Here is a 15,997-nt window from a genome sequence, read left to right as displayed (position 1 = left end):
TCCTCAGGCATCAATCTCAATGCTATCAACCTACGCACTATGCAATTGATTAAGAAGTATTCGGTTTTAGTCGGAATAGTAATTTCTTTACTTCTAATGGCGGTGGCCATTTCCGTTTACCCTGGCGGAACAATGTTCGATGAATATTCTGTTGGGTTCAACTGGTCTAAGAACTTCATGAGCAATCTGTTTGGCACCAGAGCTTTAAATGGAGCGCCTAATTCGTCTCAAATTTGGGCCTGGGCAGCCATGATCGTGCTGCCGTGCAGCTATGCTTTATTTTTCGTCAACATGGCGAAAAAGCTACCGGACAAGAATGCCGCCAATATTCTAAAATATGCAGGCATAGCTAATGTCCCTTTCACGTTTTTAACCGTAACCCACTGGCACGATTTAATGCTGATTATATCAACCTCCCTGTTTTGGACCTGCCTGGTTATTATCACCGTTTTTATCCTAAAAACAAAACTTCATCTATTTAAAACACTTTGCATAATTACCCTTTTGCCATTTTACTATGGTATTTATCTGTGGGGGATAAGCGATTGGAATTTACTGCCCATTATGCAGAAAGTAAACTTCGCCAGTTCGACCTTACTCATTTTAGGATTGGAGTATTTTACCTGTAAAGAAGACTTTGCGCACATCAAGCCGAGAGTGAGCAAGAAAATGTTGGCGCAGTAGTAAAAGAAAGATCTGATTTAAGATATCCGCGCACAATCCTATTTTGCAAATCTTTGCAAAAAAACGTACTTTCTCGTAATGGATAGCATAATAAAGTTTCCTACGCTGGATATTAGCGAATTTCGGCATAGCCAGAGTTCGGGAGACAATTTGCTGTATAATGAACTGAAGGGAAACAGGCATATTGAAAAACCTCACAAGCACGATTTCTTTCTGTTTATGTTGTTTGAAGAAGGCGGCGGCATACATACCATCGATTTTGTTGATTACCCGGTAGCAGGATCCCAGCTTCACATTTTATTTCCGGAACAGATCCACAAATGGGAACTCCCCGAAAATACCCATGCCCACCAGATTATGATTGGCAGAAGCATGTTTGAAACGTTGGCTGGCTCTTTACGATTTTCGCAGATATCGTATCAGAATCATCCCATAATCAATTTAAACCCGAACGCTTTTAAGGAACTTTTGTACGAATTCCGGCTCGTTAAAGCCGAACTCGCGAAACCTGCCATTTTATGGGAGATTATCAACGAGCGGGTAAAGCTAATTGCGTTAATGGCCAGTCGCGAAGCCGAAACTCTTTTCAGTGACCAAACGATTTATAAAACCAAACCTATCCTATTCAAATACCTTTCGCTTATTGATACTTTTTATAAAACGGAAAAGCTACTGGCTTTCTACGCCAACCAGCTAAATATTTCGGCTAACTATTTAAATATACTTTGTAAACGGCATCTAAACGCTTCGGCAACGGCACTGATCCACCAGCGGCTGATACTCGAAACCAAACGAATGCTCTCGACCTCGGATAGCCCTTTAAAAATTATTGCTGCCGAACTTGGCTTTTACGACATGGCTCATTTCTCTAAATTTTTTAAAAGCAATACCCGCATGACGCCACGTAGCTTTAGAGAACAGTCATGATTTAAACTAAGCTTTAGTAGTTAAATTATCAATTAAGCAGCTTTAAGCCATATAGAGTTATAAACTATACAATTTATAGCAGCAATTCTACTACCGCCGCAGATGTCAACGCGTTATTTTTGTATATAACAATCCGGATATTATGGCAGCACAAACTATTTCGAGAAAAGACTTTATCAAAAATTCTTCTATTCTGCTTGCAAGCACCCGCATGGTTTCCTCAGCGAATAACGAGATGAATATGAAAGAATCCCGAGATTTTTCGGGCAAGACATTGGTGCTAAAAAATGTACGACTCGAAACCGGATTTATCTATGATGAGGATGAAGCCATCAAAACAAAAACGGAACTCTTTAACGTAGAAATAGAAGACGGTAAGATCAAAAACGTTCTTCCGAATAATCCACAGGGTAAGGGTATCGACGCCCGTGGCCTGTTGATGCTGCCTGCCTTTAGGGACATGCATATCCACCTGGATAAAACATTTTACGGCTTACCATGGCAGGCGCATTTGAAAAAGAACAAGACTGTGAAGGATATGATTGCCTACGAACAGCAGGTGATTCCGGAATTATTAAAAACATCTATTCCGCGCAGCGAAAAACTGATAGGCTTGCTGCAATCATACGGCACCAGTTATGCACGGTCGCATGTGAATATCGAACCTACTTCTGGCCTTAATTCTTTAAAGCATCTGGAACAAGCCCTTAAAAATAAACAAGCATCATTCAAAGCCGAACTGGTGGCTTTCCCTCAGCATGGCGTTTATTATACTGATTCGGCTGCGCTTATGAAAGAAGCGGCGGGTATGGGCGTAGATTTTATTGGCGGCCTCGACCCAACCAGCATAGACGGCAGTATTGAAAAACAGATGGACTTCGTTGTTCAACTTGCTTTAGACAATGGCAAAGGGATTGATATTCACCTTCACGAAGCAGATGCATCGGGCGTCAAAACCATCGAATATTTAATTGCCAAAGTGATGGAGAACCCGACTTTAAAAGGTAAAACATACGTAAGCCATGCCTTTGCACTCCGTTACCTTGATAAAGTAAAAACAGAAGAAATAGCCGCCAAACTTGGGGAAGCAAAAATGGGAATCGCTTCAACCATACCGTTTTCGGGCACGCCTATGCCTATCCCCGCGTTGTGTAAACATGGCGTTGAAGTGTTAGCCGGCAACGATTGTATTGTTGACCACTGGAGCACTTTTGGTAGTGGCAGCATCTTGCAAAAAGCCAATATGGCCGCACAGCTTTACGGCTACCGTACGGAGTTCGATCTATCGAGGATCCTAAAGCTCGCTACGGGCAATATAGTGCCGTTGGACGATAAGGGAACACAGCAATGGCCAAAGCCCGGCGACCAAGCTAACGTAGTACTTATCGATGCCAGTTGTTCTGCCGAAGCCGTATCAAGGGTTTCGCCGGTAAAAACGCTCATTCATAACGGAAATGTTGTTTTCGATTCGGCAGTAGCATAATCACAGTGGATAATGCTGTGGCAAAGCAGCATGGAGTTTTTTGATCAAGCGCCAAGTCGCAAACGCCCCCTCAACTTGTCGTGTTTGCACATTTACCGATATACGGTATTCGTATATCTTTGGGTAACAGTAAATCAAAAACACTATGAGAGCAATTAATCCCTGGATTAACTTTAACGGAAATGCCGAGGAAGCATTTACCTTTTACAAATCTGTATTTGGCGGAGAATTCACAAAGATCGTTCGCTTTAAAGACCTGGCAAGCGCCGAATTTCAGGTAGCTGAAAGTGAAGAAAACAAGATCATGTACATTGCTTTACCGCTTGGTAAAAACAATGTATTGGTAGCCAATGATGTTCCCGAATTTATGGGCAAGGTAAGCGAAAGCGAAAACAGATCTAAAATATTCGTTAACGCTGACAGCCATGAAGAGGCCGATAAAATATTTAACGGACTATCTGCCGGTGGCAGCGTTGAAGGCCCCATTGGCGACACACCCTGGGGCACCTACGCTGGAATGTTTAGAGACAAATACGGCATAGAATGGATTGTGGAGTTTGATTCCAGGGGATAAATTAAACTCTCTTAACAAATACTAAATTGATAAAAGGCCGCTCTACAAAATAGAGTGGCCTTTTTCGTGGATCCTCTTTTGAGCTAAATATGAACTTTTAAATGGAACGCGCGACACGTGCGCGCTTACATCAGAGCAGCCAAAAAACGATAACGATGGAACAAACTCGCAAGGATATGCAACAAATTCAAAAGTTTTATTCAGCTTTTCGCCCTTGCTTTGTAAAGTTATTTTTAGCTCGCAGGGTTTCCTAATTTCCCGGTGTTGCCTATCACCTATCTAAATTTACAGATTTCATCATGAAAAACTTTTCTTCTCTGGCATTTATTTGCATTATTACTTGTGCTTTTTTGTGTTGTAACAGTTGTCAAAAAACGCAGAACGGCCCACCTCCGCCAAATACTACCACAAGCACTTTTAGCTTCTCCAACACCGAATATACCGGTACGGCCAATGCGGGTAACGGTTATTATCCCAAGCCAATATCTATCCGTTTCAATGGCGATAGCAGCATGTCAACGTTCACGTATATTTTACTAAATAATGCTTACTCATTGGTAAAAGGCAAAGTAACAAACGTAGCTACTAACGCTCAGGGCGGAACGGACATCACCGTAAAATATGCTTTCCCATCTACTGAAGCGCAGTTCAATGGCCCGCAGGTTTATACGATATCTGCTGATAAAAGTACCATGACAGGCGGTGCATTTCCATTATACGCAATTACAGGCACTTTAAAATTGTTCCCGGCAAAGGCACCAAGCGTTACAGGCCATTGGGCTACGCCACATGGCTATTATTTTGAAGTAGCAAATATGTCTTTTGGGGAAGATAGTACTGCCACTTACGTGGTTAATGGCAAAACGCTTGTTTATGGTGGCGATGCAACGCAAGTGCTCCATGTTAAGTGGAGTCAGGATGGCGGCCGTGTAAATTTCTCGGGGATACTTGGCTCGCAAAACAACCGGATTATTCCATATTATGGGGTTCTCACTGCCGATGGCAAAAGTATGTTCTTCGATAGCTACGATTTTCTTAACGCGCAGCTACCTTATCCAGGCAATTATGACTATGGCCCGGTTGGGGTAACGCCAAATATGCAAAAGCAATAAGGACAGTAGAGAATTTTTGGGGCTGAGTGCTTGTGTCTGTAAGTTTCATAATCATTTAGCTTTTATAGGCACAAGTACGCCACGCTATCGCCACAGCTGCATGCTTGCGTCAGAAGCGAAGCGGGGTCAAATGCGTCGTGACCTAAGCCAAGCCACTCGACATAGTCGTCCGGTTAAACAGCTGAAAAGCGCTTAACAACTTAAAAACACTTATATCTATAAATATCACCCCCCAGTAGAAAACCATCCACCCAGGTGCCTCAGATATAAAGAAAATCAGGTTTAAAATTGCAAGAACAAAAAATGGAAAACATGCGAAGAGTATTTTTCGGCCAATATTCGAGGCGTCTGCAAGCTTATTGCCGGAGCGGTACTTCAATAGCCCAATAACAATTGCAATTAACAGAAATGTCACCAACGCGATCCAATAAGAATCTAATAAGAATATGTATACTCCAAAGTATACTGATAAAAATATAAAAATTAAATTTACAAGCGCAACAATTAAATAAACAGTAACCTTGTAAAATGACTGAGTTACCTTTTCTTTAACAAACCAACTTAAACCTATTATCAAAGCTAATAAGAGTGTCGAAACATAGCACATTTGATAAATGATGTTAATCACGTCTCCGTAATTTTCAAATTTCCATTTGATGATCATTTCGTAACCTTTTGGATCTCCATCCTCGTGTTGCCAAGCACAAGTTCTAAATGACATGACTGTAAAGAGTGTGATAAATAACGAAATAAATGAGATGATATATGATCTTTTTATGCTTATTCTCGAGATCATTGTTATAGTTTTTTTTGCTACCCCATCCCATATTATTCTGAGTAGACTTCGATTATTGCGAACATCCATTACATGTTGTAGTTTCTCTTTGATCAACACGGCGTTTGCAAGCCCGTAGTAAAAAATTGTCAGGTAGCACAGTCCTATTAAAACATTAATATCTGATTCAAAATTTGCCAAAAAAGACCAGCAGCTTACTATAAACAACCCTATTAAAATAAGTTCTGCCAATACAAAAAAAAACTTTAAGAACTTATAAGGCTGGCTTTGAAACTCGCTTATTACATCTTTATCAAATAAATTTTCAATTCCGGTTTTCGCATTTGCATTGCTAACCTGTTCAATAATTCGAATTTTAACAGCGAGTATGTAAGCGTAGATACTAGAGATCAGAAAAACGAAAGGGACTATAAAAATCCAATAACGAAGGTCGATATTCAAATCGCCCACAATTGAAACTTTGATCTGATAAGCTTCGTCGTATTTTGCTTTAATAACATCAAGTAAAACAAGCACTTTTCTTTTAGTTGCCGAATCAATTTCACCATTATACCCATCATGTTTCGAAAAAAGGTTGTCTACAATAAAATCGTTAATCGGAGGCACTCTTTTATTTCCACACATTGCCTTCACTGAGTTAACCTTCTCTTTAATGTCGTTATTATCTAAAACTTTCGACCCATTATATAGTGTTAAAACAACGGTTAGCATAACAACACTACGCACGACATAAAACCTGACTAGTTTGTCAGCAAAGTAGTCATAAACGTCTGATAGCGAGTTACGATCACCCATATCACGGAGTTTTTAAGACAATTAAAGATAAGGATAATTTCAGCCGTTGAAAAGCATTAGATTCAGTGAGATTAATGAGATAATTTTATCCTAGCTGGTGCACCGGAACCGCGAGCTCTAACCATCGAAAAACAAAAAAGCCGCTCTACTTTCGTAAAGCGGCTTGTAGCCCGTAGGGGAATCGAACCCCTGTTTGAAGAATGAAAATCTCCTGTCCTAACCCCTAGACGAACGGGCCGCATTTTTGTAGTTGTCAATTTTGAGTCGCGGATTGGTGAACGATCGGTATTGATAAAGAATCAAAACCTGGCATTCACACCTCAAAATTGTTATAGTAGCCCGTAGGGGAATCGAACCCCTGTTTGAAGAATGAAAATCTCCTGTCCTAACCCCTAGACGAACGGGCCTTTTATATTTGATTTAAAAGGCTTTAGCATCAAATCCACCAGCCTGAATGACCAATGATTAATTTGCTAATGACTACTCCTTTAAAGAACTGTTTCCCTTATTTTGGGATTGCAAAGATATGAGTTTGTGATTAAAATTAATAATGGAATTAAAAAAAAATTTAAAACTTGCTTTTTCTTGAAATAATGAGCTTACAAAGCCATCCAAATGGCATCTAAAAACCACTTTTTACTATCATAAAATTCGGCAATAGGTTTAAAGCAAGCAATGGCTGCCATATTGTTGGTTTGCTCAACAGTGTATTTTTGCGAAACCTCCATGTGGATGTATTCGTCTTTCGCAAAACTTATCATCTGTCCACCTATCCTAACCTTCTGATCTTCGAGGCTAATCAGGTAGCTTTTGCAAGCTCCGGTCTCCGGATCATATATTGGATAGTGATCAAATTTATCTATGTCGAAATTTCCATCCAGCTCGCGGTTAATGCGGTGAAGCAGATTGAGGTTAAATTGTTTGGTGAAGCCTTCTTTGTCGTTATAAGCGTCCAAAATCACTTTAGGATTTTTCTTCAGGTCTACACCGATAAGCGCCATATCGCCTGCAGATAGATGCATGTGCAGTACCTTACAAAAGTCTTCGGCCTCATGCACCGGCATATTGCCAATGTTTGAGCCCAAAAAGAGCACCACGTTGCGATTATCTGAGCTTTTGGCAGCCTCAGTAAGCATATTAAAATATTCGCCCTCCAGGCCCCTTATTTTAAGCCCGGGCAGCAAGGCCGGCAGCGTTGCATTAAGCGAGCTGATCACGTGGCCCGAGATATCTATCGGCAGGTAGGTAAAATCCGTACCGCTGCTTTGTAGTTGCCTTAACAGGTGGATAGATTTTGTAGCATCGCCCGCACCCAATTCAATCAGGTTAAACGGCGTACCATCGGCCTTAATTGCTTTGGCCAATGCTGCGGTTTGCTCGGTGAAAATTTCCATCTCGCAATCCGTGGGATAATATTCCTCGCAGTTCATAATATCCTGAAACAGCTCGTCACCCCGGGTATCATAAAAATACTTGGAGTCCAGGTGTTTTGGCGTTGACGTAAGACCGCTTATCACATCGTCATAAAACTGACTGAGTGCGGTATCCACAGCGGTTAAGGTTTGTCGGTTTTGTAATTGGCTTGCTTGCATTGTTATCAAATTATCTGGCTAAACGGATACCATTAAAAAGCCAGCGCATACTCGGATGAAAAAAATTGCGGTAGGTTGGGCGACTGTGCCCCGGCGGCGTACCTTCTGATGCGCCGCGTAATACTTTTTGGCTTACCATAAACTTGCCATTATACTCGCCAATGGCACCGGGTGCTTTTGCAAAACCTGGATAAGGCAGATAAGCACTTTCGGTCCATTCCCAGCTTTTGCCCCATTTAAATTTATCAGCTGCTGCCTCCCACTCAAATTCGGTTGGCAGGCGCAGGCCTTTCCACGAGGCATAGGCGTAGGCCTCGTAATAGCTAATGTGGGTTACCGGCGCATCCAAATCGAGCTGTTCTAAACCGCGTAGGGTATAGTTTTGCCATTGCTCGTCTATAAGGTGCCAGTATAGCGGCGCTTCTATCTTGTTGGCTTTTACCCAATCCCAGGCTTCGGCATGCCAAAAGCGAAAATCGTGATAACCGCCGTCGTTAATAAACTTCAGGTACTCCTCGTTGGTTACCTGATTAGGACTTATTTCATAAGCGTTGAGATATACTTTATGGCGGTTCAACTCATTATCAAAACTGAAGCCCTCGCCTTCAAAACCTACTTCATAAATTCCTTCGGGCATACTGATAAAATCAGCAGCCAAAAGATGTTCTATTTTGGGCGAGGCATAACCTGCATCATAAGCCGGGAAAAGTGGATTATGTCCCAAAATATATTTGATGTCGTAATAAAGCAGTTCCTGATGTTGCTCTTCGTGGTTAAAGCCGAGTGTCATTAGCTCCTTTACTTCTGCAGATGGTTCTTCGGCCAAAAAGCGGAACATAGCTTCGTCGACATAAGCGCGATACTTGTACACATCCTGCACCGTAGGCCTGCTCAAATTGCCTCTGTCGGTACGGATTACCCGGGCACCTACAGTTTCATAATAACTGTTAAAAACATAGTTGTAATCGGGATTATATTCCTGGTAGCCCATAAAATAAGGCTTCAGAATAAAGGTTTCGAAAAACCAGGTGGTATGCCCTAAATGCCATTTAGGCGGACTAACATCCACAATGGGTTGCACCACATAATCCTCAGTTTGGAGCGGGCTGCAGATAGCTTCGCTTCGCTGCCTTACCGTTTTATAACAATCGCCTAATAAACTCATTGCACTTAGTTGCTATCCAAATATCGTTTAAGGTCAGAAATTGTTTTAATGTTTAAGTCATCTGCCTGTTGTTTTCGCATCATTATGGCATACGCATTATTAAAGCCTATGGGTTTTAGCCAGCGCAACTGATATCGCTTTTCAAACTCGGCTTTTACATATTGATAGGTTTTATCCTTATCAGTCGAAAGCGAGTCGATTATTTTTTGTTTAGGCTGAAGCATTACCAACAAACCCGTACCTGTGTATTCGGGATACAGATCGATCTGATTATTGGTTAAGGCATCGAAACAGATCTTAGTACCTCCCAATCCCGTTTTGGTAGAAACCCGGTAGTCGGTATAACCTTTAATCAGCATACTATACATTTCGCCCAGGATATATTGCTCACCAAATATCTTGGAGCCAATGCGCACTATATCGCCAGATCCGTGTTGATCTTCTTTATACAAATGATGAGCAACTAAGAAATCCTTCGCTACTTTTTCGGGGCTTTCGTGCAGATAATCGGTACGGTAGTTTAAACCCGTCATTACCGAATCTGTGATATAGCCCGAAAGCATATTCAATGTTTTTTCGAGATCAGGGAATTTTTTAAGCGCGTCTTCCCGAACAATCGGCGCCGCGTAGTAAGGTGGGAAGATTGCTTTATTATCATTCAGCACAACTAGATCGTAGGCTTTCAGTCTACCATCTGTTGAGTATCCGCTGATGACATCCAGCTCCTTTTGATAAGCCGCCTTGTACATAACCGCGTCGCTGATTACCAGTGTGTGGATCTTTAGTCCGTATTTTTGTTTAAGGCCTAGGTCGCCATCCTGCCTGCCCATAAACTCGGGCGTAAAGCCTGCTTTTAATTTCGTACCATAAGCCGATGGAACAAGGTAAACTATAGATAAAAGAATAAGAATTACTGGAAGGACCTGTACTGCTACTTTCAACTTTTTAGCATTTAGCTTTTGCAACAGGGATAAAAGAAAATCAAAAATGATGGCCAGCAGTGCTGCCGGTATTGCGCCGGCCAAGATCATGTTGGTATTATTAAGCGAGATTCCGCCGAAAATAAACTCACCTAAACCACCCGCAGCAATTAATGAGGCCAATGTTGCCACGCCCACATTAATTACCGCTGCGGTACGGATACCGGCCAATATTACAGGCATTGCCAGAGGCAGTTCTACGCGTGCTAATATCTGCCCCTTACTCATCCCCATAGCCTGCGCTGCTTCTTTAATGGTCGCATCTACTCCGGTTATCCCTGTAAACGTATTTCGAATCACAGGCAACAAGGCGTAGATCAACAAAGCAGCTATAGCAGGCTTAGGGCCTATTCCCAATACCGGGATCATAAAACCCAGTAGGGCAATGCTTGGGATAGTTTGCAGTACGCCTGCAATCCCCAACACAATGCCCGATAATTTTTGCTTGCGAGCAATAAATATCCCCAAGGGCAAACCCACAATAATGGCCAGTAATAAGGCAATAAATGTTAGCCCGATGTGCTCCATGGTTTGCGTAAGCAGCTTGTCCGACTGCTGCTGCATAAACTCCCACAAGGTTTGCTGGTGCTCATTCATACCTGCGGTCGTTGTTGATATTGGTGATAAGCCGCCATTAGCTGCTCGTACGTAATCGTTTTAATTGCATCGGCATTCTTAATCGTTAGCTGTTGTTGTTTTTGATGATCAAATGCTGTTAAACTTGCCCAAACACTCGTGTTCTCATTTAGGGTGGTGGCAATATTATCCAGGCCACCTACAGGGAGGCGATCCCAAATGTTGCCTATGGTAACTGTTTTAAATTCCAACTGCACGCGCTGTGCATCTAAAAACTGTTTCACAAAATCATTAGCTGGTTTAAATAGCAGCTCCTGCGGTGTACCTATTTGTACAATATGGCCTTTGTCCATCAGGCAAATTCTGTCGCCTAACTCAAAGGCTTCCTGCACATCGTGCGTAACCATGATAATGGTTTTGCGGAGCAACTCATCGAGTGCTTTGAATTCGGCCTGCACCCGTGTGCGGGTAATATTGTCCAAAGCGCCAAATGGCTCGTCCATCAGTAATACCGGAGGGTCGGCAATTAACGCCCGTGCCAGTCCAACGCGCTGTTGCTGCCCCCCACTTAATTGAGATGGATACTTATAGAGGCTATCCACCGGGAGGCGCAACTTCTCTATTAATTCGTTAGTGCGGCTTTCTATCTTGCTTTTATCCCATTTCAGCAGTTTTGGTACAACAGCAATATTTTCGGCAATGGTATAGTGCGGAAACAAACCCGTATTCTGCAGCACATAGCCGATGCTCCGTCGCAAACTTTCGGGCGATTGGTCTTTTACATTCTTACCATCAACATAAATTTCACCCGAGGTTGGTTCAATCAGCCTGTTCAGCATTTTAAGGGTGGTGGTTTTACCACAGCCGCTGGTACCCAGTAAAATCAGGTTTTCGTGCTCGCCAACTTCAAAAGAGATATTGTCAACAGCTTTTAGCTCTCCATAATGTTTACTGAGTTGCCTTACCGAGATCATACCTAATCCTCAATCTTCATAAAAAGGTTGTTCAATGATTCGGAGTAGGTCGGGTGGGCAAATACGCAGTAACGAATCCTGTCGTAGGTGATACCGCCCTCCATAGCCATTTGCAGTACCGACATAATTTCGCCGCCTTCTTCCGCCAAAACAGCTGCGCCCAAAATCTCTTTGGTTTTGGCATTAACCACAGCTTTCATAAAGCCGCGGGTATCGCTTACTTCAATAGCACGGGCTACGTGTTTCATGGGCAGTATGGCTACTTTAATCTCATAACCTTGTTCACGGGCTTGTTTTTCAGTCAAACCTACGCGGCCCAGTTGCGGATCGGTAAACATGCAATACGGTAGTGGCCTCTCGGTAGTTTTATAATCAGTGCCCTCTATCAGGTTGCGGTAAACAATAGTATAATCATTATAGGCAATATGAGTAAAAGCCGGGCCGCCGTTAACGTCGCCAAGAGCATAAATGCCCGGCACATTGGTTTCCAGCTTTTCGTTTACTTTAATAAAGCCTTTGTCATCCAGTTCTACTCCGGTTTTATCTAAGAGCAAAGCGTCTGTCAATGGCTTTCGGCCTGCTGCCAATAAAACATGCGAGCATTTAAATTCCTTTTGCTCGCCGCCGATAATTGCCGAGGCTTTAATACCCCCGGCCGCTTTCTCAAAATGGTGAACTTCGGCTTTGGTGTAAATATCTAAACCTTCATCAACTAATATCTGCTTAAGCCCTTCTGATACATCCTCGTCTTCTTTAGCCATAATGCGTTCACCACGCTCCAACACAGAAATTTTGCTGCCAAAACGGTGGAACATTTGCGCAAATTCTAAAGCCACATAATTACCGCCGATAATAAGGATATGTTCGGGTACTTCATCCAGATCAAGGATGGTGGTTGATGTCAGGTAATCAATATCTTTCAACCCATCAATTTCTGGAATTACAGGCGTAGCACCGGCATCAAGGAAAATCAGGTCTGCTTGCACTTCTTCCTCACCCCCCGCATTTAGCTTTACTTTAATGGATTTAGGCCCGATGAAAGCAGCTTCACCAAAAAGCAGGTCGAGATTTTCGGTTTTCTCAATAGCTTTTTGCCCCCCATTGCGTGATTGCATCACAATCTCGTCTTTACGCTTTTTAACCTGCTTCATATTAATATGAAAGCTGTCGATAGTAACACCCAGATCAGTACAGCGCTTTGCCAGATAGGCAGCTTTGGCCGAGGCCACCATGGCTTTGGTTGGCGTGCAACCATCGTTTACACAGGTGCCACCTATCCAGCGCTTTTCTATCATTAAGGTTTTTTTACCGGCATTGGCCAGCTTTTTGCATAATGGCGAACCAGCCTGACCCGCACCAATTACAATAGCATCATAATGCTTCATAACTTATTCGGTTACTTTAACACCCTTCCAAAAAGCAATATAATCTTTGATTTCTTTAGCAGCATCTTTAGGTTCGGGGTAATACCAGGCGGCATCTTTGTTTTGCTGCCCGTCTACAGTTAAGGTATAATAAGATGCCAGGCCTTTCCAGGGGCAAGTTGTATGCGTATCAGATGGTTTCAGGTACTCTTGCTTTACGCTGTCCGCCGGAAAATAATGGTTATTTTCAATTACAATAGTGTCGTTGCTTTCGGCAATAACCTCGTTGTTCCAAGTAGCTTTCATTTCGTTTTTTCTTAGGGTTTGATAGGTGATATAAATATACGCTTCTTTCTGGTAAGCCGGATTTAAAAGAACCTGCTTTTGCAAACGTTTGAATGCACTGAAAGTTTACCTTAAATCGGATTCGGTCTTTTTTTCTACGACGGCCTGCTATTCTTAACTAATTCATTTTTAGCAATTAGCATCACACTACCAGCCTTATTTTTATGAGATTTCCAATTAAATTAATTAGAAATTTAAAATAATAAATCCAAGTTAACCCCGATGCCGTAAGTTATCTAAACGATAAGATGTAGTTATGACTGTAGACGTCTCTCACAAAATTAAAAATATAGCAAGCAACATACGCCGTATCAGGGAAAGTAAGGGTTATACGCAAGAATATCTGGCCATGAAATTAGGCATATCACAAAACGCTTATAGCAAGATTGAGCTGGGATATACCAAAATTACCCTCGAGCGCCTTTTCCATATTTCGAAAATTATTGAAGTTGAAGTTGCCAAATTAATGGAAGATCCAAAATCTCCATTCCCTTCAGAGCATCCGCAAGCTGCTTCGTTGTAACCTTGTATATTTGTAGCCTCAAAAGCTACAAATATGAATCACGACCTTTTAGTAACATCTACCGTAAAATTTGTACAGGAAAAATTGGCCGGCGCCGAATCGGGGCACGACTGGTGGCATATTTCGCGGGTTTGGAATAATGCAAAACTCATTGCTCAAACAGAGGATGTTAATTTAACCATTGTTGAACTTGCCGCCCTGTTGCATGACATTGCCGACAGTAAGTTTAATAACGGCGACGAAGAAATCGGCCCTCAAACCGCAAGCAATTTCTTAAATGAGATAGGTGCCGACGACCAGATTACCGAACAGGTTGCCCTCATCATCAGGCACATGTCCTTCAAAGCTAGCTTTGATAAGCAGCAATATTTTTCGAAAGAACTGGCCGTAGTTCAGGATGCCGATCGCCTCGATGCCATTGGTGCTATTGGCATTGCCCGGGCGTTTACTTATGGAGGTTACAAGGGTCGCGAGATGTATAATCCAAACATACAACCCGACTTAAACATGACCAAAAAGGCCTATAAAAACAGCACCGCTCCCACCATTAATCACTTTTACGAGAAGCTTTTATTGTTGAAAGATAAGATGAATACCACTACTGGTAAGCAACTTGCGCAAAAACGGCACGATTTTATGGAGTTGTATCTGCAGGAGTTTTACAACGAATGGGAAGGTACGCTATAATAAAATTGTACTTTTGCCCGCATTAACACCCCTATATGACTAAAACTTTACAAACTTTAATTCTTCTTGTTTTTATAGTGAACGCCGCTATTGCGCAGGATACCGTTAAGCAACAACGGTTTAATTTTCACTTCCAACAAACGGTAATTACCCAAAGCAAAACAGGCTTTAGTGCGGATTACAGCGGAACTAACAGTTTATCTCCATTAAAAGAAAGCGCAACATCGCTTACTACCACCCTTTTTGGAGGTGCCCGTTTGTGGAAAGGCGCACAGGCGTTTTTTAACCCCGAAATGTCGGGTGGTGCGGGGCTGAGTAAAACTTTGGGCGTAGCCGGTTTTCCCAATGGCGAAACTTTTAGGGTTGGTGCGGCCGAGCCCAAGATCTACATAGCGCGACTATACCTTACGCAAAATTTTGAGTGGGGCAAGGATAAGGACACCTTAACAGATGATCAGAACCAATTAGCTGGCTTAAAAAGCAAACGTTATTTCTCTCTTACTGCAGGTAAATTCGGCATGGCCGATTATTTTGATGGCAACAGTTTCAGCCACGATCCGCGCACGCAGTTTATGAACTGGTCGCTAATGAGTAATGGTGCCTGGGACTACCCGGCCAATACCCGTGGCTATGTAATTGGTTTATATGCCGAACTCGGCCAACCCACCTGGACACTCCGTTTTGCTTACACCATGATTACCACGACTGCCAACGGTGCTATTTGGGACGAGCGTATTGGCAAAGCAAACTCACAAACCCTGGAGTATGAGAAACGCTATGCCATTAACGGCAATAAGGGCGCATTCAGAATATTAGGCTTTGCCAACAACGGAAAAATGGGCGATTACCGTGCCGCGTTGGCCTTATCGCCAACCAACCCGGTTGTAGATACGACGCAACAATATGGCCGCCATAAGTTTGGCTTTGGAATAAATGCCGAGCAAAATCTGAGCAAAGATTTTGGTGTGTTTGCCAAAGCAAGTTACAACGATGGTAAAACAGAAACCTGGTTCTTTACCGAGATAGACCGCTCTATCAGCTTCGGAGGTGTACTAAACGGCCGTTCGTGGAAACGTAAAAACGATGAAATAGGTTTGGCGTTTGTAGGTAACGGCATCTCCCAACCGCACCGAGACTATTTGGCAGCCGGAGGCTACGGCTTCATCATTGGCGATGGAAAACTTAACTACGGCACCGAAATGCTGGCTGAGTTTTACTACAAGTTAGATGCCTTTCAGCAGAAATTCTTTATTACGCCAGATTACCAGTTTATCATTAACCCCGCTTACAATAAAGACCGGGGACCGGTAAACGTGTTTTCCATACGGGCGCATATAGAGTTTTAGTTTGAAGAGAAGCAAGAGTCGAGAATCAGGAATCAAGATCCTGAAAGAGGCATAGACCAAAAAAGGCTGCGAGT

General features: G+C 42.5%; 15 protein-coding genes and 2 tRNA genes. 8 read left to right on the top strand and 9 right to left on the bottom strand.

The window, feature by feature from the left end; genetic code table 11:
* The first annotated feature begins 39 nt into the window (after positions 1–39).
* The 5 genes from GSY63_RS04770 to GSY63_RS04750 all read left to right on the top strand — a co-directional run bounded on the left by GSY63_RS04770 (position 40) and on the right by GSY63_RS04750 (position 4,780).
* The gene (locus tag GSY63_RS04770; RefSeq protein ID WP_166584683.1) at positions 40–684 is read left to right on the top strand and encodes a hypothetical protein; all 645 of its coding nucleotides are present in this window, start codon (positions 40–42) and stop codon (positions 682–684) included.
* Positions 685–762: 78 nt separating this feature from the next.
* The gene (locus GSY63_RS04765) at positions 763–1,611 is read left to right on the top strand and encodes an AraC family transcriptional regulator (protein WP_166584682.1); all 849 of its coding nucleotides are present in this window, start codon (positions 763–765) and stop codon (positions 1,609–1,611) included.
* Positions 1,612–1,753: 142 nt separating this feature from the next.
* Positions 1,754–3,094, top strand: a complete 1,341-nt coding sequence (locus GSY63_RS04760) for an amidohydrolase (protein ID WP_166584681.1) — start codon at positions 1,754–1,756, stop codon at positions 3,092–3,094.
* 145 nt (positions 3,095–3,239) lie between these two features.
* Positions 3,240–3,668, top strand: coding sequence for a VOC family protein (locus GSY63_RS04755; protein WP_166584680.1), 429 nt, complete (start codon positions 3,240–3,242; stop codon positions 3,666–3,668).
* 299 nt (positions 3,669–3,967) lie between these two features.
* The gene (locus GSY63_RS04750) at positions 3,968–4,780 is read left to right on the top strand and encodes a hypothetical protein (protein WP_166584679.1); all 813 of its coding nucleotides are present in this window, start codon (positions 3,968–3,970) and stop codon (positions 4,778–4,780) included.
* 142 nt (positions 4,781–4,922) lie between these two features.
* Here the strand turns inward: GSY63_RS04750 and GSY63_RS04745 are convergent, their stop codons facing one another.
* The 9 genes from GSY63_RS04745 to GSY63_RS04705 all read right to left on the bottom strand — a co-directional run bounded on the left by GSY63_RS04745 (position 4,923) and on the right by GSY63_RS04705 (position 13,328).
* Positions 4,923–6,371, bottom strand: coding sequence for a hypothetical protein (locus tag GSY63_RS04745; RefSeq protein WP_166584678.1), 1,449 nt, complete (start codon positions 6,369–6,371; stop codon positions 4,923–4,925).
* Positions 6,372–6,537: 166 nt separating this feature from the next.
* A tRNA-Glu gene (locus GSY63_RS04740) sits at positions 6,538–6,609 on the bottom strand.
* Positions 6,610–6,706: 97 nt separating this feature from the next.
* Positions 6,707–6,778: transfer RNA gene (locus tag GSY63_RS04735), tRNA-Glu, on the bottom strand.
* A gap of 192 nt (positions 6,779–6,970) precedes the next feature.
* The gene (gene egtD, locus GSY63_RS04730) at positions 6,971–7,963 is read right to left on the bottom strand and encodes an L-histidine N(alpha)-methyltransferase (protein ID WP_166584677.1); all 993 of its coding nucleotides are present in this window, start codon (positions 7,961–7,963) and stop codon (positions 6,971–6,973) included.
* Between the two features lie 10 nt (positions 7,964–7,973).
* Positions 7,974–9,128 (bottom strand): ergothioneine biosynthesis protein EgtB, encoded by a 1,155-nt coding sequence (gene egtB / locus GSY63_RS04725; protein ID WP_166584676.1) that lies wholly within the window; start codon positions 9,126–9,128, stop codon positions 7,974–7,976.
* A gap of 5 nt (positions 9,129–9,133) precedes the next feature.
* Positions 9,134–10,705 (bottom strand): ABC transporter permease/substrate-binding protein, encoded by a 1,572-nt coding sequence (locus GSY63_RS04720; protein ID WP_166584675.1) that lies wholly within the window; start codon positions 10,703–10,705, stop codon positions 9,134–9,136.
* Positions 10,702–11,658 carry an ABC transporter ATP-binding protein gene (locus GSY63_RS04715; RefSeq protein WP_166584674.1) on the bottom strand — a complete coding sequence of 319 codons (957 nt, stop codon included), beginning with the start codon at positions 11,656–11,658 and terminating at the stop codon, positions 10,702–10,704. The genes GSY63_RS04720 and GSY63_RS04715 overlap by 4 nt, the downstream gene beginning before the upstream one ends.
* Positions 11,659–11,660: 2 nt before the next feature.
* Positions 11,661–13,043 carry a mercuric reductase gene (locus GSY63_RS04710; protein WP_166584673.1) on the bottom strand — a complete coding sequence of 461 codons (1,383 nt, stop codon included), beginning with the start codon at positions 13,041–13,043 and terminating at the stop codon, positions 11,661–11,663.
* Between the two features lie 3 nt (positions 13,044–13,046).
* Positions 13,047–13,328: a DUF427 domain-containing protein gene (locus GSY63_RS04705; protein WP_166584672.1), complete on the bottom strand. Its 282-nt coding sequence runs from the start codon at positions 13,326–13,328 to the stop codon at positions 13,047–13,049.
* 295 nt (positions 13,329–13,623) lie between these two features.
* On the opposite strand from GSY63_RS04705, the gene GSY63_RS04700 reads away from it, so the two are divergent.
* The 3 genes from GSY63_RS04700 to GSY63_RS04690 are packed head-to-tail and all read left to right on the top strand — an operon-like array spanning position 13,624 to position 15,923.
* Complete coding sequence (locus GSY63_RS04700) at positions 13,624–13,890, top strand: helix-turn-helix domain-containing protein (RefSeq protein ID WP_166584671.1); 267 nt, start codon at positions 13,624–13,626, stop codon at positions 13,888–13,890.
* Positions 13,891–13,923: 33 nt separating this feature from the next.
* On the top strand, positions 13,924–14,577 hold the full coding sequence (locus GSY63_RS04695) for an HD domain-containing protein (RefSeq protein WP_166584670.1): 654 nt from the start codon (positions 13,924–13,926) through the stop codon (positions 14,575–14,577).
* A 35-nt stretch (positions 14,578–14,612) separates the two neighbouring features.
* Positions 14,613–15,923 carry a carbohydrate porin gene (locus tag GSY63_RS04690; RefSeq protein WP_166584669.1) on the top strand — a complete coding sequence of 437 codons (1,311 nt, stop codon included), beginning with the start codon at positions 14,613–14,615 and terminating at the stop codon, positions 15,921–15,923.
* The last annotated feature ends 74 nt before the right edge of the window (positions 15,924–15,997 follow it).

It is taken from the genome of Mucilaginibacter agri (assembly GCF_009928685.1).
GTDB classification, from domain to species: domain Bacteria; phylum Bacteroidota; class Bacteroidia; order Sphingobacteriales; family Sphingobacteriaceae; genus Mucilaginibacter; species Mucilaginibacter agri.
This window is presented reverse-complemented; position numbering and strand designations above follow the sequence as displayed.